Origin of the sequence: Pseudomonas sp. ChxA (genome assembly GCF_030263855.1) — a bacterium.
GTDB lineage: Bacteria > Pseudomonadota > Gammaproteobacteria > Pseudomonadales > Pseudomonadaceae > Aquipseudomonas > Aquipseudomonas fluorescens_CB.
The window spans coordinates 420,070-439,464 of sequence record NZ_JARPMK010000001.1 but is presented as its reverse complement, the minus strand read 5'-3'; the positions used below and the strand labels follow the sequence as shown (position 1 = coordinate 439,464).

Here is a 19,395-nt window from a genome sequence, read left to right as displayed (position 1 = left end):
AATCAACGACTCACAGCAATCGCCTGGTTATTCATAATACGCGGAGTCAGGAATACCAGCAGCTCGGATTTTTTCTCCGCCAGCACATCGCGCCGGAAAAGGCGGCCAAGATACGGCACATCGCCCAAAAATGGCACTTTATCTACCACTTTGCTTTGGGTATTGGAGAAAACCCCGCCAATGACGATGGTCTCGCCATCCTTGACCCGCACCTTGGCGTTGACCTCGTTTTTCTTGATCGGCGGTACATCGTTGAGCTTGTTCAGGTAGTCAGGCTCATCCTTGGTGACCTTGACCGCCATGATCACCCAGCCATCCGGGGTGATTTGCGGGGTTACCTCCAGCGACAGCGAGGCTTCCTTGAACGACACCGAGGTGGCGCCACGCGAGCTGGATTCCTGGTAGGGAATCTCGGTGCCCTTGAGGATGCGCGCGGTTTCCTTGTCGGACGTGACCACCTTGGGCTGCGAGACGATTTCGCCATTGCCGGTTTTTTCCATGGCCGTCAGCTCCAGGTCCAGCAACAGGTTGTCGGTAATAAAAGCGATGCCCAGGCCAGCCGTACCGGTCAGCGAGCCCATGTCGACAAACGGCGAGCTGGGCGGATTCGCCGGTGGCTCCGCACCTTCGGCCAACGGCTTGCCGATACCGCCCGCGCCCCAGTTTCCGCGATTGAGCCGCCCGCCCCAGCGCACGCCCAGGCTTTTGTCGTAATCGACATTGGCTTCGACGATCCGCGCTTCGATCATGACTTGGCGTACCGGCACATCCAGCTGCGTCACGATCCGCCGCAGCTCGTCAATTCGCTCGCGGGTCTGGTAGGCGATGATGTTGTTGGTGCGATCATCCACCGCCACCGAGCCGCGCTCATCGGTAAAGCCGTCAACCCCAGCCACTGACTGAAACAGCTTGGCCAGGTCCGCTGCCTTGGCGTAATTGACCTGCAGCAACTCGCGACGCAGGGGCGCCAGCTCCTCCATCTGTTTGCGTGACTCCAGCGCCAGCAACTCGCGAGCGGCCAACTCTTCGGCGGGTGCCACCAGCAAAACACCGGCCTTCACACGCTTGTCCAAGCCCTTGGTTTGCAGCACCAGATCCAGTGCCTGGTCCCAGGGCACATCCTTGAGCCGCAACGTGATCGAGCCTTGCACCTCGTCACTGGCCACCAGATTAAGCCCGGCAACATCCGCTATCTGCTGCAAGACGGCGCGCAAATCGATGTTCTGGAAGTTGAGGGTCAGCTTGTCGCCTTTGTAGGCGCCACTCGCAACCATGCTGCCGGGAGGCGGCAGCTGGATCAGATCGACGCGATTGGGCACAGCAAATGCCATCGGTGCCGTGAACGCTATCCATAGCGCCACACCGAAGGACGAGAAAGTCCTTTTCATTGTTTGATTCCGTTATGAGTTGACGTTTAACACCAGGGTTCGCGAACGCGTAAGCCATGCGCCTTGTTCATCGGGGACGCCTTGTTCATCCGGGAATAGTTCGGCCAGTTCGATGTGGCTGGGAAGAATGGCCGTGACCCGGCCATGGTTAGGTCCCAGGTAGTCGCCGACCGCCAGCCGGTGCACACCAGAAGGTGCGCGCAACAGGGCGAAGGTCTGCAGGCCACGGGGCTCGGCTTCGGCCGACAATGTATTGATTGAAAGTGTGCCCACCATTTCAAACTGATCGACAGCCAGGCTTTCCAACATACCCCGCTTGCGTGCCCGGTCCGGCGCAAGCGCAGGCCGGCCAGGCCTGTAATCGATCTGCGCGGTGGGCGGCTGGAACGGATCACGCAGGGTTGCTGCGGCGTAGACAAAACGCGCGCCCTGCTCGGCTACCGGTTCAGGCTGGCCAGGCGCGCCCATGCCACGATAAGTCTTGGCCAGCAAATCGAGGCGCAATAACGCCCCATCCGACCGAAGCACCACATCATGCACAGTGACGATACGCGGCAAACCGCCCAGCGCACTCACGAAACTCGCCAAGTCGTGGTAGGCGCCAAACACACCGACCTGTACCGGCTCCTCGATGTAGAACGGCAGCGGCTGTTCGCTCAACACCGTGACACCTTCGACCACCAAGCCGTTGGCCGCCGCCAGCCGCGCCATGTCTTCGAGCAAGCCCGGCATGTCCGACTCGCTCGGCAACTGCCGTAAAAGCCCGGCAACCTGCGCCTGCATCAGCCGGGCCTGATGGGCACGCGCCTCAAGATCGGCTGCCAAGCCGGCCCTTTGCGTAAGTTGCTCTTGCAAGGCCAGCGTCTGCGCTTGCAGCGCGTTCAGTTGCTCACGTGCCGGGGCCAGCAGCCATCCTTCGCCCACCACCCACACCAGCCCCGCCAGCGCGCAGCCGAGCAGAACCTTGCCCGGCAAGGGCCATTTAGCAGCGTTGTGAGAGAGCGTGGAAAAGTCGAGCCTGGGCAGGCTCAAGGCTGGGCCTCGGTGGATTCACCTTGGCGCACCATCAATTGGAATTCGTTGCCGCCACCTTGGCCCTGCGCACGTACATGCTGCAATCGAGTGGCATGCGCGCCTTCAGAAGCCTCCAGACGGCGCATCAGTTGGGCGATATCCTGGCTGGATTCGGCACTGCCGCTGACACTGACCGTATTGCCTTTGGCAACCACCTCATGCAGGTGTACGCCATCGGGCACCGCTCGGGCGAGTTGGTCCAATAGCTGCGCGCTGGCCGAACGGGATTCGTGCAGGTCCTGCACCACCTTCATGCGTGCGGCCAATTGCTGGCTCTGCTCCTGCAAGTCGTCGATGGTCTTGAGCCGCGAGTCCTGAATGGCGACGTCTTTGTTCAGGTAGCTGTTGCGCGTCACTTGCCGGTCGATCGCCTGATCGATGACCTGATCCGCCAGCCACACCGCTGCGAGTGCCACTGCGGCGAACGCCAGCAGAAACACCAGGAAGTATTTACGCCGCCGCTCTGCCTGCGCCTGGCGCCAAGGCAAAAGATTGATTCGTGTCATCCAGCGAAACTCCTCAGGGCCAGCCCACAAGCAATTCCCATCCCGTGGGCATCCACGGCCCATTGTGCGCCATCGACTCGATGGCCCGGCATGAAGCTGGCGAAATCCTGACGGCAAGCGCGCTCCAATGCAAACCCTTCGACGTCCACCACCCGCGCAACCAGCCCGGCCAGGGCCAAAACCGCTGCGCGGGCCTCGACCTGTTCCTTGAGGCATGCAGCCAGCACCACCTCGACCCGCGCCGAGTCCTGGGGCGAAGGGCCGCGCACCTGAAAGTCGATGGCGACGTCATCCAGCGGGTAAGGAATGTACTGGTCGGCTTCCATCTGAATCATCCAGACCATCTCTTCGTCACTGAGCCCCGCCTCCAGGTCGATCACCCGTGTGATGACCGACGGCCCCGACACTGCCACTGCGGCCTGCCGGGCGGACGTGTGCAACCGAGACAAAGCCTGGTTCAGCGCCTGCCCCACGCGTTCAAGGTCCAACAGCGTGCCATCGACGACCGCATTGGCGGGCAGCCCCTGCGTGACGTATGCCTTGACGCTGTAGGCGCCGGCGGTGTGGTCCAATTCAACCAGCTTGATACCGGTGTCATTGATGTCGACGCCCAGCAGGGTGTCGGCTTTGCGCCTGAAAAATCCCTTTCTCATAAAACTCCCTAAAACTTTGCCTGTCATACCGCCTGATTGCGGCTGGGAATCGTGCATTCGGTCGACTTGTTTGGCCGCCACGAATGACGCCCCAGGCCGAAAATGCTTTAATGCCCAGCGTTTTTTCCCGCTTTTTCCTGCTGCTCGGGTCGATCCATTGTTTGCCATGCATGCCCCGACGCGTAACTCATTCTTTTCTCTGGAAATCCAAAAGCCTTGATTCGTCTGCTGAAGTTTTTCGGGTACTCCATTGTCGCGATCGTCTGCGGGCTGCTGCTCGTACTCAGCGGGGCCTACCTCTACCTTAGTCCGGGTTTGCCTTCCGTAGAGGCGCTCAGAAGTATCCAGTTGCAGATTCCTTTGCGGGTCTACAGCAGCGATGAAAAACTGATCGCGGAGTTCGGCGAAATGCGCCGCACACCGATCCGTTTCGCCGACATTCCGCCCAATTTCATCAACGCCCTGCTTTCGGCTGAAGACGATAATTTCGCCAACCACTACGGCGTCGACCCGAGCAGCCTGGTGCGCGCAGCCACCCAGTTGGTAAAAAGCGGACACATTCAATCCGGCGGCAGCACCATCACCATGCAGGTGGCGAAGAACTTCTTCCTCACCAGCGAACGCAGCTTTTCGCGCAAGGCCACCGAGATTCTGTTGGCACTGCAGATCGAACGTCAGCTGACCAAGGACGAGATCCTTGAGCTGTACGTCAACAAGATCTACCTGGGCAACCGCGCCTACGGGATCGAGGCGGCTTCGCAGGTGTACTACGGCAAGTCGATTCGTGATGCCAGCCTGGCGCAGATGGCAATGATCGCCGGCCTGCCCAAGGCCCCGTCGCGCTTCAACCCGCTGGCCAACCCGGCGCGCAGCAAGGAGCGTCGCGACTGGATCCTGGGCCGCATGTACAAGTTGGGCAAAATCGACCAGGCCGCTTACGAGAGCGCCGTGGCCGAGCCGCTGAATGCCAGCTACCACGTGCCGACGCCGGAAGTGAATGCGCCGTATATCGCTGAAATGGCGCGGGCCGAAATGGTCGGCCGTTATGGCAGCGAGGCCTACACCGAAGGCTTCCGCGTGACCACGACCATTCCGAGCAACCTGCAGGAAATTGCCAACAATTCAGTCCGTGACGGCTTGGTGACCTACGACCAGCGCCATGGCTACCGTGGCCCCGAATCGCGCCTGCCAGGCAAGACCCTGAGCGCGTGGACCACCGAGCTGGGTAAACAGCGCCCGATCAGCGGCCTGGAACCCGCCATCGTCACCCAGGTGAAGAAGGATGGCGTGCAAGTGCTCACCCGCAGCGGCGAAGGCCATGTGTCGTGGGACAGCATGAAGTGGGCACGCCCGTTCCTGAACACCAACAGCATGGGCCCGCTGCCCAAGCAGCCGTCGGACGTGGCGCAGGTGGGTGACTTGATCCGCGTGCAACGCCAGAAAGACGACAGCCTGAAATTCAGCCAAGTGCCTGTGGCCCAGGGCGCCCTGGTGTCCCTGGACCCGCAAAACGGTGCGATCCGCGCCCTGGTCGGCGGCTTTGCCTTCGAGCAGAGCAACTACAACCGCGCCACCCAAGCCAAGCGCCAGCCGGGCTCAAGCTTCAAACCGTTTGTCTACAGCGCCGCATTGGACAACGGCTACACCGCCGCAAGCCTGGTCAACGACGCGCCGATCGTGTTTGTCGATGAATACCTGGACAAGGTCTGGCGTCCGAAGAACGACACCAACACCTTCCTCGGCCCAATCCGCATCCGCGAGGCGTTGTACAAGTCGCGCAACCTGGTCTCGATCCGCCTGCTGCAGGCGATGGGCGTGGGCAAGACCATCGACTACATGACGCGCTTTGGCTTCGCCAAGTCGGATCTGCCGCCAAACCTGTCGCTGGCGCTGGGCACCGCGACCCTCACGCCGATGGAAATCGCTACCGGCTGGAGCACCTTTGCCAACGGCGGCTACAAGATCACGCCGTACTTGATCGATAAGATCGAGAGCCGCAATGGCGACACACTGTTCACCGCCAACCCGCCACGCGTGCCGGGTGACGTAGTCAACGGTGTGGCAGCCCCCGACGGTATCGCAGCGCCGAGCAACGGCGGCATCACCATTGAGCCGACGCCAGGCGCAGCACCGGCCACCAATGCCGCCGCTCCCACCGAGCCACAGGCACCAGCAGTGGCCGAGCGTGTGGTGGATGGCCGTACCACCTACATCCTCAACAGCATCCTGGAAGACGTGATAAAGAAAGGCACCGGCCGCCGCGCCCTGGCCTTGGGCCGCGCAGATATCGCCGGCAAGACCGGTACTACCAACGACTCCAAGGACGCCTGGTTCTCCGGCTACAACGCCGACTACGTGACTACCGTGTGGACCGGCTACGACCAACCGGAAAGCCTGGGCCGTCGCGAGTTTGGCGGCACCGTCGCGCTGCCGATCTGGATGAGTTACATGGGCGCAGCCTTGAAAGACAAGCCGCTGCATACCCAGGCTGAGCCGGAAGGCATCCTCAGCCTGCGGATCGACCCGGTCAGTGGCCGCGCGGCATCACCCAGCACGCCGAATGCGTACTTCGAGCTGTTCAAGAGCGAAGACACACCGCCGTCGGTCAACGAACTGGGCAATGGCGTTGCACCGGGCAGCCCGCTGCCGGCGGATGAGGCGGCGCCGATCGATTTGTTCTGATGAGATCAATGGCCGACCCAGCTCCACTGTGGGAGCTGGCTTGCCTGCGATGGCCATAGGCATCTACACAACTTTTGAAGGCCGCCACTTTCTCCTGTGGCGAGCAGGCTTGTCCTGCGTTGGGCCGCGAAGCGGCCCCAAACCCTGACACTGAGTACTTTCAGGAAAATTGCAGTGCCTTTACTGGGGCCGCTTCGCAGCCCAACGCCGGTGGTGCGACGATTCGACAAGCCTGCTCGCCACAACAGCCCACCTGCCACAGACTTCGTGCTAACCGGCTGTGTAACCTATGCTGCGATGGCGGTGTATCAGCCACTGATTCACCCCCTGATACACCGCCATCGCGGGCAAGCCCGGCTCCCACAGGTTTACCTGGCGCCGGAAGATCGCATTCAGCCAGCTACAAAAAAGCCCCGACTCGCAAGAGCCGGGGCTTTTTGTTGGTGCGCTACAACGGCTTAGCCGTTGAACACATCATCCACGCTTTGCAGCGGGTAGTGTTTTGGATACGGCAGGGTGGCCACACCGGTCTCGATCGCGGCCTTGGCCACGGCGTCGGAGATCAGGGTGATCAGGCGCTTATCCATTGGTTTCGGGATGATGTACTCACGACCGAATGCCAGTGGGGCACCACCGTAGGCATCGCACACGTCCTGAGGCACCGGCAGCTTGGCCAGTTCACGCAGGGCGTTGGCGGCAGCCACTTTCATCTCTTCGTTGATGCGCTTGGCGCGAACGTCCAGGGCACCACGGAAGATGAACGGGAAGCCCAACACGTTGTTGACCTGGTTCGGGTAGTCCGAACGGCCGGTAGCCATGATCACGTCGCTGCGAGTGGCGTGGGCCAGCTCAGGCGAGATCTCTGGGTCCGGGTTGGAGCAGGCGAACACGATCGGGTTGGCCGCCATGGACTTGAGGCCTTCGGCGCTCAGCAGGTTCGGGCCGGACAGGCCAACGAACACGTCGGCACCGTCGAGGGCGTCAGCCAGGGTGCGCTTGTCGGTAGCGTGGGCAAACATCGCCTTGTACTGGTTCAGGTCGGTACGCTCGGACTGCACAACGCCTTTGCTATCGACCATGAAGATGTTTTCCAGCTTGGCGCCCATGCTCACCAGCAACTTCATGCAGGAGATGGCCGCAGCACCAGCGCCCAGGCAGACGATCTGTGCGTCAGCCAGGGTTTTGCCGGCGATTTCCAGGGCGTTGATCATGCCGGCCGCAGTAACGATTGCGGTGCCGTGCTGGTCATCGTGGAATACCGGGATGTCGCACTGTTCGATCAGGGCCTTTTCGATCTCGAAGCACTCAGGTGCCTTGATGTCTTCCAGGTTGATGCCACCGAAGGTGATGGAAATGCGCTTTACGGTGTCGATGAAAGCTTGTGGGCTTTCGGAGTCGACTTCGATGTCGAAAACGTCAATGCCGGCAAAGCGCTTGAACAGCACGCCTTTACCTTCCATGACTGGCTTGGAAGCCAATGGGCCGAGGTTGCCCAGGCCGAGAATCGCGGTGCCATCGGAAATCACTGCAACCAGGTTGCCTTTGCCGGTGTACTTGTACGCCAGTTCAGGGTCGCGGGCGATTTCACGTACGGGCTCAGCAACGCCAGGGCTGTAGGCCAGCGACAGGTCGCGGGCAGTAGCAGTGGCCTTGGTGAGCTCTACACTCAGCTTTCCTGGACGAGGATGGGCATGATATTCGAGAGCGGCAGTTTTCAAATCAGACATATCGGCATTCCGCTTTTACTGTTGGTCGACGGACCGCCGAGGATACGCGTGTGAGAAAGTCCCCACAAGACTGGCCGGTCACTCCCGTCAAGAGCCGCGCACTACGACTTTTGGCCAAGAGCCACGGGATACAAGGGCTCAACTGTTCACAATCGACATAAAAAATGTCTACAATTTTTTTATTAAAATTGCTCTGAGTGCAGCACGGTCAAATCGCAGGTTCAAAAAAGGCGCCCACAAGGGGCGCCTTTTTCAACAGCTGGCAAAAGCCCAAAAGGCTTTTTAGCCTTACTCTGCTGGAGTAGCAGCAGGCTTCTTGCCGAAAGCACCAAAGCGATCTGCGAAGCGCTGTACACGGCCGCCGGTGTCCAGAGTTTTCTGCTTACCGGTGTAGAACGGGTGGCACTCGTTGCATACGTCAGTACCCAGTGGCTTGCACAGGTTCGAACGCGTTTCGAACTTGTTGCCGCAGCTGCAGGTTACTTCGATGGTTTCGTACGCTGGATGGATATCGGCTTTCATGGTGACTTCCTCGGGCTAGCGTGCCGCCACTCGACACTATTGTCGAATACCGCACGTAATTAGGCCGCGGATTCTACCAGACCTTTTTAAACGCGCAAGCGGCGCCTCCCGTGGTTTACCCACATAAAAGCTCCTTTCATCAGAAAAAACCCAACACACCAGCGTCCACCTGCCAGGCCGGACTTCTATTGTGGCGAGCAGGCTTGCCACTACAAGCCCGGCTCCCACAGTTGAGCTGGCGTATTCCGAACAACGCGGGACACCTCCACCGCAGGTCTGCTAGGCTCCCGCCCCTGCGCCACCGCCTGCCTTTACTATGAGACCCCCCGCGTGCCCGACGCCATTTTGCGCCTAGCCCTGCCCTCGCCCCTGCGCCGCTTGTTCGACTACCGAGCCCCGGCCGGTGTGTTGCGGGCGCAGTTGCAGCCAGGCATGCGTGTGCGAGTGCCGTTTGGCCGTCGAGAGATGATCGGCATCCTGATCGAAGTCGCCGACCACAGCGAAGTCCCCGCCGAAAAACTCAAACCGGCCCTGGCCATCCTCGACGCCACGCCGCCGCTGCCGCCTGCGCTGTTCAAGCTGTGCCTGTGGACCGCGCAGTATTACCAGCACAGCCTTGGCGATACCCTGAGCTGGGCGCTGCCGGTGCTGCTGCGCCAGGGCGAACTGGCTGAAGCACGCCAGGAACGCTTTTGGTCAATAGTGCCCGGCGCACGCCTGGACGACCCACGCATCGCCCGCGCCCCGCGCCAGCGTGAAGCCCTCGCAACCCTGGCCCAACACCCCCACGGCGTGGCTCATCAGCTGTTAAGCAAGTTGATGCTAAGCAAAGACAGCCTCGACCTGCTGCTGGCAAAGGGCTTGGTGCAGGTGGAAATCCGCAAGCACGCGCCGGACCCGCGCCATGACCACTGGCTGGCTCAGCCGGAACTGCCGCTGAACCCCGAGCAACGCGCCGCCTACGAAGCCATTCGCGCCGGTTTCGACAGCTTCCACGCCTTCCTGCTGGCCGGCGTCACCGGCAGTGGCAAGACCGAAGTGTATTTGCAACTGATCCGCGAAACCCTGCAGGCCGGCAAACAAGCGCTGGTGCTGATCCCTGAGATCAACCTGGGCCCGCAAACCCTGGCGCGTTTCGAGCAACGTTTTAACGCGCGTATCGCGCTGGTGCATTCGGCGGTCAACGACCGCGAGCGCCTGGAAGCCTGGCTGGCAGCGCGCGACGGCGAGGCCGACATTATTATCGGCACCCGCTCGGCACTGTTCACGCCGATGAAAAACCCCGGCCTGATCATCATCGACGAGGAGCACGACGGCTCCTATAAACAGCAGGAAGGCCTGCGTTACCACGCCCGCGATCTGGCGCTGGTGCGCGCACGCCAGGAAGACATCCCGATTGTGCTGGGCTCGGCCACACCGTCCCTGGAAAGCCTGCACAACGCCTACACCGGCCGTTATGGCCTGCTGCGCCTCAATGAGCGCGCAGGCGGCGCCAAGCAACCACGCTTCCTGCGCCTGGATGTAAAAAGTCGCCCGCTGGACAGCGGGATTTCCGGGCCGATGCAGCAAGCCATCGGCCAAACCCTCGCCGCCGGCCAACAAGTCCTGGTATTTCTCAACCGTCGAGGCTTTGCGCCGACGCTGTTGTGTCATGACTGCGGCTGGATGTCCGAGTGCGAACGCTGCGACGCGCGCATGACCGTACACCAGCGCCACGGCGAACTGCGCTGCCACCACTGCGGCCATGTGGAGCGCGTACCGCGCCATTGCCCACAATGCGGCAAAGTGGATTTACGCCCCGTGGGTGCGGGTACCGAACGCGCCGAAGAGCGCCTGGGCATTCTGTTCCCGGATTACCCGGTGCTGCGCGTCGACCGCGACAGCACCTCACGCAAAGATGCGATGAACCAACTGTTCGCGACCATCCAGAAAGGCCAACCGTGCATCTTGATCGGCACGCAGATGCTCGCCAAAGGGCACCACTTCCCACGGGTAACGCTGGTGTCGATCCTGGATGCCGACGGGGGTTTGTTCTCCGGTGACTTCCGCGCCAGCGAACGCATGGCGCAGTTGATCGTGCAGGTGGCAGGCCGGGCCGGGCGGGCCGAAGAACCGGGTAAAGTGATTATCCAGACGCACCTGGCCGACCATCCGCTGCTGATTCAACTGACAGAACAAGGCTACTTCGCTTTCGCCGAACAGGCCCTGAGCGAACGCCGCTCCGCCGGCCTGCCGCCATTTGCACACCTGGCACTGTTGCGCGCCGAAGCGCACAAGCCGGGGCAGGCCGAAAGTTTTCTCGACGAGGCCTGCAGCGCCGCCGAACGTTTGCTCGGCGAATTGGGTCTGACCGGCATCGAATTGCTCGGCCCGGTGCCCGCACCGATGGAGCGCCGCGCCGGGCGCTATCGCGCTCAGCTACTCTTGCAGGCAACGTCGCGTGCACCGCTGCACCGGCTGTTAAGTAGCTGGATGCTTGCTCTGGAGCAAATGCCCAGCGGCCGCCAAGTGCGATGGTCGTTGGATGTGGATCCAGTGGACCTGTATTGATAGCAAGCCAACCCACACATGTAGAAGTATTCACCCATTAAAATGTGGGAGCGGGCTTGCCCGCGATGAGGCCCGCAGGTCTACCAACCTGTCTGAACGGTTGGCAAGCCCGCCCTCGCCACGGATAATGCCCAGTTTTTCCACCTGCGCATCGCGCGCCGCCGCTTGCGGTCGAAAGAGAACACCATGAAAGACACCATTCGCCAGCTGATCCAACAAGCCCTCACCCAACTCGTCAACGAAGGTGTGTTGCCTGAAGGCCTGTCGCCGGCGATCCAGGTGGAAAACACCCGCGACAAGACCCACGGCGACTTCGCCAGCAACATCGCGATGATGCTGTCCAAGCCTGCGGGCATGAAACCGCGCGACCTGGCGGAGAAAATCATCGCCGCGCTGCCGGCCGACGAGAGTGTGACCAAGGCCGAAATCGCCGGCCCAGGCTTTATCAACTTCTTCCAGAACACCCAGGCCCTGGCTTCGCGCCTGGACGCGGCCCTGGCCGACGCCAACATTGGCGTGCGCAAGGCCGGCCCCGTGGAGCGTGTGGCGATTGACCTGTCGGCGCCCAACCTGGCCAAAGAGATGCACGTGGGCCACCTGCGCTCGACCATCATCGGTGACGGCGTGGCGCGGGTGCTGGAGTTCCTCGGCGACACTGTGATCCGCCAGAACCACGTGGGCGACTGGGGCACCCAGTTCGGCATGCTGATGGCTTATTTGCAGGAAAACCCGATCACCAGCAACGAGCTGGCCGACCTGGAAAACTTCTACCGCGCCGCCAAAAAGCGCTTCGACGAATCCGAAGAGTTTGCCGATCGCGCCCGTGGCCTGGTGGTCAAGCTGCAAGCCGGCGACCCGGAATGCCTGGCACTGTGGTCGCGTTTCCGGGATATCTCACTGTCGCACTGCCAGGAAATCTACGAGCTGCTCAACGTGAAGCTGACCATGGCCGACGTGATGGGCGAAAGCGCCTACAACGACGACCTGATCAACGTGGTCAACGACCTCAAGGCTGCCGGTTTGTTGGTTGAGAGCAACGGCGCGCAGTGCGTGTTCCTCGAAGAATTCAAGACCGCCGACGGCGAGCCGCTGCCGGTGATCATCGTCAAGGCCGATGGCGGCTACCTCTACGCCACCACTGACCTGGCAGCCGTGCGCTACCGCAGTGGCGTGCTCAAAGCCGACCGCGCGCTGTACTTTGTCGACCAGCGCCAGGCCCTGCACTTCCAGCAGGTGTTCGAAGTGGCGCGCCGCGCAGGCTTCGTCACCCACCCGATGCACATGGAACACATGGGTTTTGGCACCATGAACGGCGCCGATGGCCGCCCGTTCAAGACCCGCGACGGCGGCACCGTGAAGCTGATCGACCTGCTCAACGAAGCCCAGGAGCGTGCCTACAACCTGGTGAAGGAAAAGAACCCGGAACTGGCCGAGGCCGACCTGCGTAACATCGCCCGCGTGGTGGGCATTGGCGCAGTGAAGTACGCCGACCTGTCCAAGCACCGCACCAGCGACTACAGCTTCAACTTCGAACTGATGCTTAACTTCGAAGGCAACACCGCGCCGTACCTGCTGTACGCCTACACCCGTGTGGCCGGTGTATTCCGCAAGCTGGGCAAGGACTTCAGCCAGGTTGAAGGCCAGATCGTGCTGGATGCCCCGCACGAACAGGACCTGGCGGCCAAGCTGGCGCAGTTCGGCGAAGTGCTCAACAGCGTCGGCGAAAAAGGCACGCCGCATATCCTCTGCACGTATTTGTACGAAGTTGCCGGCCTGTTCTCCAGCTTCTACGAGAACTGCCCGATCCTTACGGCCGACGATGAAGCGCAAAAGCAAAGTCGCCTGCGCCTCGCCGCACTGGCTGGACGGACCCTCAAGCAAGGCCTGGAACTGTTAGGCCTGGAAACCCTGGAGCGTATGTAAGTTGGCTGCCAAGAAAAAACCTGCACCCAAGCGCGGCGCCAGCCGCTATCAGGCACCGGCGAAGAAGCCAATCCCGGGCTGGCTGTGGATGGCTATCGGCCTGGCGGTCGGCGCGTTTGTGGTGATCCTGATGAAGCTCGAGCCCGGCAAGGGCGATGACGTCAAACGGGTCAAGCAAGAACAGCAGAAGGCCACGAAAATCGCTGAAGCCAATAAAACAGCGCCAAGCCCGACCGCACCCGTGAAGCCGAAATACGACTTCTACACGCTGTTGCCGGAATCGGAAGTGATCGTGCCACCTGACGCCGTGCCGGAGAAAACCCTGCCGACGCCGCAAGTGCCGACCACGCCGGTAACGCCAGCGGAAGCGGCGAAAATCGACACTGCACGTGCCCAGGCTGCGCTGGCCGGGATTACCCCGCCGCCAGCGCCACCGGTGGCGGCCACCAAGGCGGCGCCGGTGACCAAGTTCTTCCTGCAAGCGGGCTCGTTCCCGAAACAGGCGGATGCGGATCGTGTACGTGCGCAGATCATTCTGTTGGGCCAGTCGGTGACGGTTGAGTCCGGCACAGTCAAGGATGCGACCTGGTATCGCGTGCTGGTGGGGCCGTTCAGCAACCGTGAACAACTGACAGTGGCGCAGAAGCAATTGGCCGGTGCAGGCTTTAGCAATCTGTTGTTACAACAACGCCAGAGCCGTTGATTCCGGCTCAACGCTGATCAATATGTGGGAGCTGGCTTGCCTGCGATAGCGATGAAACAGTCCATATTTTCAGTGACTGACACACCGCTATCGCAGGCAAGCCAGCTCCCACACTTGGTTTTACGGTGCTTTCTGGAAGGTGCCCGACCAGCAAACACCACTCGTCCGCACACACGTCCTACGGTTGAAATCGCCCCCGCCACCCCCATATGAGATTCCATCAGGGCATTTTCGCCCCGCTGCGTGGAGACTCTCCCCTTGACCACCATCGTTTCAGTACGTCGCCACGGCAAAGTCGTCATGGGCGGCGACGGCCAGGTTTCCCTGGGCAACACCGTGATGAAAGGCAACGCCAAAAAAGTGCGTCGCCTGTACCACGGCCAGGTTCTCGCCGGTTTCGCTGGCGCCACTGCCGACGCCTTCACCCTCTTCGAACGCTTCGAAGGCCAGCTGGAAAAACACCAGGGCCACCTGGTTCGCGCCGCAGTCGAACTCGCCAAAGAATGGCGCACCGACCGCTCCCTCAGCCGCCTGGAAGCCATGTTGGCGGTCGCCAACAAAGACGCATCCTTGATCATCACCGGTAACGGCGATGTGGTTGAACCCGAGCACGGCCTGATCGCCATGGGTTCCGGCGGCGGCTACGCCCAGGCGGCAGCCAGCGCCCTATTGAAGAAAACCGACCTGTCGGCCCGCGAAATCGTTGAGACCGCCTTGGGTATCGCCGGCGATATCTGCGTGTTCACCAACCACAACTTCACCATTGAGGAGCAGGACCTCGCCGAGTAAGCCGTAGGCTTATTCCGCTTGAGGCCGCCAAACACTATGTCCATGACTCCCCGCGAAATCGTCCATGAACTTAATCGCCATATCATCGGCCAGGACGATGCCAAGCGCGCCGTTGCCATTGCGCTGCGTAACCGCTGGCGCCGGATGCAACTGCCCGAAGAACTGCGCGTTGAAGTAACGCCCAAGAACATCCTGATGATCGGGCCGACAGGCGTGGGTAAAACCGAAATCGCCCGGCGCCTGGCCAAGCTGGCCAACGCCCCGTTCATCAAGGTCGAAGCCACCAAGTTCACCGAAGTGGGCTACGTCGGCCGTGACGTCGAGTCGATCATCCGTGACCTGGCCGATGCCGCCCTGAAAATGCTCCGCGAACAGGAAGTGACCAAGGTCAGCCATCGCGCCGAAGACGCCGCCGAAGAACGCATCCTGGATGCCCTGTTGCCACCGGCACGCATGGGTTTCAACGAAGACGCCGCGCCAAGCTCGGATTCCAACACCCGCCAGCTGTTCCGCAAGCGCCTGCGCGAAGGCCAGCTGGATGACAAGGAAATCGAGATCGAGGTGGCCGAAGTGTCCGGCGTCGACATCTCCGCACCGCCTGGCATGGAAGAAATGACCAGCCAGTTGCAGAACCTGTTCGCCAACATGGGCAAGGGCAAGAAGAAAAGCCGCAAGCTCAAGGTGAAGGACGCGCTGAAACTGGTGCGCGACGAAGAAGCCGGGCGCCTGGTGAATGAGGAAGAACTCAAGGCCAAGGCCCTGGAAGCGGTCGAGCAGCACGGTATCGTGTTTATCGACGAGATTGACAAGGTGGCCAAGCGCGGCAATTCCGGCGGCGTCGATGTGTCCCGCGAAGGCGTACAGCGCGACCTGCTGCCGCTGATCGAAGGCTGCACGGTGAACACCAAGCTGGGCATGGTCAAAACCGACCATATCCTGTTTATCGCCTCTGGCGCGTTCCACCTGAGCAAGCCAAGCGACCTGGTGCCGGAGCTGCAAGGCCGCCTGCCGATTCGCGTGGAACTCAAGGCGCTGACCCCTGGCGACTTCGAACGTATCCTCAGCGAGCCGCATGCGTCGCTCACCGAGCAATACCGTGAGCTGCTGAAAACCGAAGGCTTGGGCATCGAGTTCCTGCCGGACGGCATCAAGCGCCTGGCGGAGATTGCCTGGCAGGTCAACGAGAAGACCGAAAACATCGGCGCCCGTCGCCTGCACACGCTACTTGAGCGTCTGCTGGAGGAAGTGTCCTTCAGTGCTGGCGACATGGCTGGTTCGCAGAATGGCGAAACGATCAAGATTGACGCTGAGTACGTGAATAGCCACCTGGGCGAATTGGCGCAGAACGAAGACCTGTCTCGTTATATCCTGTAAGTCATCTATCTGTGACAGCGGCCTTTTGTGGCGAGGGAGCTTGCTCCCGCTGGAGAGCGAAGCGCTCCCGAGATTTTGGGGCCGCTACGCAGCCCAGCGGGAGCAAGCTCCCTCGCCACACATAGCAGCCATATTGGACGACTTGCGCCATGACCAAATTCCCCACCGCTGTAAATCTGCACAAAACCTCCAACACCCTCGGCCTCACCTACGGGCCGGACGAGGTCTACCAGCTCCCCGCCGAGCTGCTACGCACCCACTCGCCTTCCGCCGAGGTCCAGGGCCACGGTAAACCCATCCTGCAGTTCGGCAAGCTCAACGTGCGGCTGATCAAAATTGAACCAGCCGGCCAGTACGCACTGAAATTGACCTTCGACGACGGCCATGACAGCGGTCTGTTCACCTGGGACTACCTCTACCAGCTGGCTGTGCGCCAGCAAGACCTGTGGGCCGACTACCTCGCTGAACTCAAAGCCGCCGGCAAAACCCGCGACCCGAGTGAATCGGTCGTGCGGCTGATGCTCTAACTCAGGCGTCTTGCTCTTTAGAGGGCATTTTCTAATTTCATCTGCTTGAATGCCCTGTCACGTGGTCAACGATTGGCCCGCTTGCGAAAAAAATTAAACTCGGGTAACCAATGGAACTGGCAAGTTCCCTGCATTTGACGATGCGGTATCAACGGTCACCCGAGTCGCAGTACCAGGCTGGTGTCGTGTATCGAAATTGGGTGCGCAGCAATCGCCGGTACTCGTCTTTCGGACAATGGAGCGTCGTAGATGAGTAACAAGAATAACGATGACTTGAAACGCCAGGCCTCGGAAAACACCCTGGGGCTGAACCCGATCATCGCGTTACGCAAAAAGGATTTATTGGCCTCAGCGAAGATGGTGCTGACCCAAGCCATCAAGCAACCGTTGCACAGCGTCAAACACGTCGCGCATTTTGGCGTTGAATTGAAGAACGTGATGTTCGGCAAGTCCGCACTGGCCCCCGAGGGCGATGATCGTCGCTTCAACGACCCGGCGTGGAGCCAGAACCCGCTCTACAAGCGCTACCTGCAAACCTACCTGGCGTGGCGCAAGGAACTGCACGACTGGATCGGCGACAGCAACCTGTCGGAACAGGACATCAGCCGCGGCCACTTCGTGATCAACCTGATGACCGAAGCCATGGCCCCCACCAACAGTGCGGCCAACCCGGCGGCGGTAAAACGCTTCTTTGAAACCGGCGGCAAAAGCCTGCTTGATGGCTTGTCCCACTTAGCCAAAGACATGGTGCACAACGGCGGCATGCCCAGCCAGGTCAACATGGGGGCCTTTGAAGTCGGCAAGACCCTGGGCACCACCGAAGGCGCGGTCGTATTCCGTAACGATGTGCTGGAACTGATCCAGTACAAGCCCATCACCGAGCAGGTACACGAGCGCCCACTGCTGGTGGTGCCGCCGCAGATCAACAAATTCTATGTATTCGACCTGTGCCCGGAGAAGAGCCTGGCGCGCTTCTGCCTGCGCAATGGCCAGCAGACGTTTATCGTCAGCTGGCGCAACCCGACCAAGGCGCAGCGCGAGTGGGGCCTGTCGACCTATATCGAGGCGCTCAAGGAAGCGGTGGATGTGGTCACGGCGATTACCGGCAGCAAAGACATCAACATGCTCGGCGCCTGCTCCGGTGGCATCACCTGCACCGCCCTGCTGGGCCACTACGCGGCGCTGGGCGAGAAGAAGGTCAACGCCCTGACCCTGCTGGTGAGCGTGCTGGACACCACGCTGGACACCCAGGTGGCGCTGTTCGTCGACGAACAGACCCTGGAGGCGGCCAAGCGCCACTCCTACCAGGCCGGCGTGCTGGAAGGCCGCGACATGGCCAAGGTGTTTGCCTGGATGCGCCCGAACGACTTGATCTGGAACTACTGGGTCAATAACTACTTGCTCGGCAACGAGCCGCCAGTGTTCGACATCCTGTTCTGGAACAACGACACCACGCGTTTGCCGGCCGCCTTCCATGGCGATTTGATTGAGCTGTTCAAGAACAACCCGCTGGTGCGCGCCAATGCCCTGGAAGTGTGCGGCACGCCGATCGATCTCAAGCAGGTGACCGCCGATATCTATTCCCTGGCCGGCACCAACGACCACATCACGCCGTGGCAGTCGTGCTACAAGTCGGCGCAGTTGTTTGGTGGCAAAGTGGAATTTGTGCTGTCCAGCAGTGGGCATATCCAGAGCATTCTCAACCCGCCAGGCAACCCCAAGGCGCGTTACCAGACCAGCGATGGTTTGGCGGGCAAACCGCTGGAATGGCAGGAGAATGCCACCAAGCATACTGACTCCTGGTGGCTGCACTGGCAGGCGTGGCAGGCAGAGCGGGCTGGCAAACTCAAGAAAGCCCCTACAAGCCTGGGTAACAAAGCCTATGCCGCAGCTGAGGCGGCGCCGGGTACTTATGTACACGAACGATAAACGAAACACTGTTTTGTAGCTGGAATGCGGTCAACTGTGGGAGCGGGCTTGCTCGCGAAGGCGGTGTGTCAGCCACCGGATGCATCAACTGAAACACTGCTTTCGCGAGCAAGCCCGCTCCCACATTGATCGGGTTCCGACAGGGAAATATCGCGCCATTTCGCAGGGTAAGCCCATGCCGCAACCGTTCATCTTCCGTACCATCGACCTGGATGGCCAGACCATCCGTACGGCGGTACGCCCGGGCAAGCCGCACCTGACGCCGCTGCTGATCTTCAACGGCATCGGCGCCAACCTGGAGCTGGTGTTTCCGTTCGTCCAGGCGCTGGACCCGGACCTGGAAGTGATCGCCTTCGATGTGCCAGGTGTAGGGGGCTCCTCCACACCCAGCATGCCCTATCGCTTTCCCGGCTTGGCCAAACTCACCGCACGCATGCTCGATTACCTGGACTATGGTCAGGTGAATGCGGTGGGTGTGTCCTGGGGCGGCGCGTTGGCGCAACAGTTTGCCTATGACTACCCCGAGCGCTGCAAAAAACTGATCCTGGCGGCCACAGCAGCCGGGGCCTTTATGGTGCCGGGCAAGCCCAAGGTGCTATGGCTGATGGCAAGCCCCAGGCGCTATATCCAACCGTCCCACGTGGTGCGCATTGCACCGATGATTTATGGCGGCTCGTTCCGTCGCGATTCCAAACTGGCCGCCGAACACGCCAGCAAAGTGCGCTCGGCGGGCAAGCTCGGTTATTACTGGCAGCTGTTTGCCGGCCTTGGCTGGACCAGCATTCACTGGCTGCACAAGATCCGCCAACCGACCCTGGTGCTGGCGGGCGATGACGACCCGCTGATCCCGCTGATCAATATGCGCATGCTCGCCTGGCGCATTCCCAACGCACAGTTGCACATCATCGATGATGGCCACTTGTTCCTGATCACCCGCGCCGAAGCCGTGGCGCCGATCATCATGAAGTTTCTTGAGGAGGAGCGCCTGCGCGCGGTGATTCACCCCCGACCCGCGGTGTAAGGACTACGCCGCCGCGCAACTTGCCAG

Annotated in this window: 15 protein-coding genes; 9 read left to right on the top strand and 6 right to left on the bottom strand. The window is 61.0% G+C overall.

Going from position 1 to position 19,395, the window contains the following annotated elements:
• Nucleotides 1-2 precede the first annotated feature (2 nt).
• From P5706_RS01860 to pilM, 4 genes are all read right to left on the bottom strand, one after another.
• The gene (locus P5706_RS01860; RefSeq protein WP_200431766.1) at nucleotides 3-1,331 is read right to left on the bottom strand and encodes a type IV pilus secretin PilQ; all 1,329 of its coding nucleotides are present in this window, start codon (nucleotides 1,329-1,331) and stop codon (nucleotides 3-5) included.
• A 69-nt stretch (nucleotides 1,332-1,400) separates the two neighbouring features.
• Nucleotides 1,401-2,420 (bottom strand): pilus assembly protein PilP, encoded by a 1,020-nt coding sequence (locus P5706_RS01855; protein ID WP_285678420.1) that lies wholly within the window; start codon nucleotides 2,418-2,420, stop codon nucleotides 1,401-1,403.
• On the bottom strand, nucleotides 2,417-2,968 hold the full coding sequence (locus tag P5706_RS01850; protein ID WP_200431711.1) for a PilN domain-containing protein: 552 nt from the start codon (nucleotides 2,966-2,968) through the stop codon (nucleotides 2,417-2,419). Before P5706_RS01850 ends, P5706_RS01855 begins: the two co-directional genes overlap by 4 nt.
• The gene (gene pilM, locus P5706_RS01845; RefSeq protein ID WP_200431710.1) at nucleotides 2,965-3,621 is read right to left on the bottom strand and encodes a type IV pilus biogenesis protein PilM; all 657 of its coding nucleotides are present in this window, start codon (nucleotides 3,619-3,621) and stop codon (nucleotides 2,965-2,967) included. Before pilM ends, P5706_RS01850 begins: the two co-directional genes overlap by 4 nt.
• 219 nt (nucleotides 3,622-3,840) lie before the next feature.
• Between pilM and P5706_RS01840 the strand changes: the two genes are divergently transcribed.
• Entirely contained in the window at nucleotides 3,841-6,303 is a 2,463-nt protein-coding gene (locus P5706_RS01840; protein WP_425540575.1) for a penicillin-binding protein 1A, read from the top strand.
• 458 nt (nucleotides 6,304-6,761) lie between these two features.
• Here P5706_RS01840 and P5706_RS01835 read toward each other — a convergent pair whose 3' ends face one another.
• Together P5706_RS01835 and rpmE are read right to left on the bottom strand one after the other, a co-directional pair.
• Nucleotides 6,762-8,030, bottom strand: a complete 1,269-nt coding sequence (locus P5706_RS01835; protein ID WP_159953780.1) for a malic enzyme-like NAD(P)-binding protein — start codon at nucleotides 8,028-8,030, stop codon at nucleotides 6,762-6,764.
• Between the two features lie 288 nt (nucleotides 8,031-8,318).
• Complete coding sequence (rpmE, locus tag P5706_RS01830) at nucleotides 8,319-8,552, bottom strand: 50S ribosomal protein L31 (RefSeq protein ID WP_005784030.1); 234 nt, start codon at nucleotides 8,550-8,552, stop codon at nucleotides 8,319-8,321.
• Nucleotides 8,553-8,882: 330 nt separating this feature from the next.
• Between rpmE and P5706_RS01825 the strand changes: the two genes are divergently transcribed.
• The 8 genes from P5706_RS01825 (at nucleotide 8,883) to phaZ (ending at nucleotide 19,368) form a co-directional block, all read left to right on the top strand.
• The gene (locus P5706_RS01825; RefSeq protein WP_200431708.1) at nucleotides 8,883-11,102 is read left to right on the top strand and encodes a primosomal protein N'; all 2,220 of its coding nucleotides are present in this window, start codon (nucleotides 8,883-8,885) and stop codon (nucleotides 11,100-11,102) included.
• A 186-nt stretch (nucleotides 11,103-11,288) separates the two neighbouring features.
• A complete protein-coding gene (argS, locus tag P5706_RS01820; protein WP_285678419.1) occupies nucleotides 11,289-13,025 on the top strand; it encodes an arginine--tRNA ligase in 1,737 nt (578 codons plus the stop codon).
• Nucleotide 13,026: 1 nt separating this feature from the next.
• Entirely contained in the window at nucleotides 13,027-13,728 is a 702-nt protein-coding gene (locus P5706_RS01815; protein ID WP_138817208.1) for an SPOR domain-containing protein, read from the top strand.
• Nucleotides 13,729-13,986: 258 nt separating this feature from the next.
• The gene (gene hslV, locus P5706_RS01810; protein ID WP_010563201.1) at nucleotides 13,987-14,517 is read left to right on the top strand and encodes an ATP-dependent protease subunit HslV; all 531 of its coding nucleotides are present in this window, start codon (nucleotides 13,987-13,989) and stop codon (nucleotides 14,515-14,517) included.
• A 36-nt stretch (nucleotides 14,518-14,553) separates the two neighbouring features.
• On the top strand, nucleotides 14,554-15,891 hold the full coding sequence (hslU, locus tag P5706_RS01805; protein ID WP_200431706.1) for an ATP-dependent protease ATPase subunit HslU: 1,338 nt from the start codon (nucleotides 14,554-14,556) through the stop codon (nucleotides 15,889-15,891).
• Nucleotides 15,892-16,040: 149 nt separating this feature from the next.
• The gene (locus tag P5706_RS01800) at nucleotides 16,041-16,418 is read left to right on the top strand and encodes a gamma-butyrobetaine hydroxylase family protein (protein ID WP_200431705.1); all 378 of its coding nucleotides are present in this window, start codon (nucleotides 16,041-16,043) and stop codon (nucleotides 16,416-16,418) included.
• Nucleotides 16,419-16,667: 249 nt separating this feature from the next.
• Complete coding sequence (phaC, locus tag P5706_RS01795; protein ID WP_200431704.1) at nucleotides 16,668-18,347, top strand: class II poly(R)-hydroxyalkanoic acid synthase; 1,680 nt, start codon at nucleotides 16,668-16,670, stop codon at nucleotides 18,345-18,347.
• A 175-nt stretch (nucleotides 18,348-18,522) separates the two neighbouring features.
• The gene (phaZ, locus tag P5706_RS01790; RefSeq protein ID WP_200431703.1) at nucleotides 18,523-19,368 is read left to right on the top strand and encodes a poly(3-hydroxyalkanoate) depolymerase; all 846 of its coding nucleotides are present in this window, start codon (nucleotides 18,523-18,525) and stop codon (nucleotides 19,366-19,368) included.
• The last annotated feature ends 27 nt before the right edge of the window (nucleotides 19,369-19,395 follow it).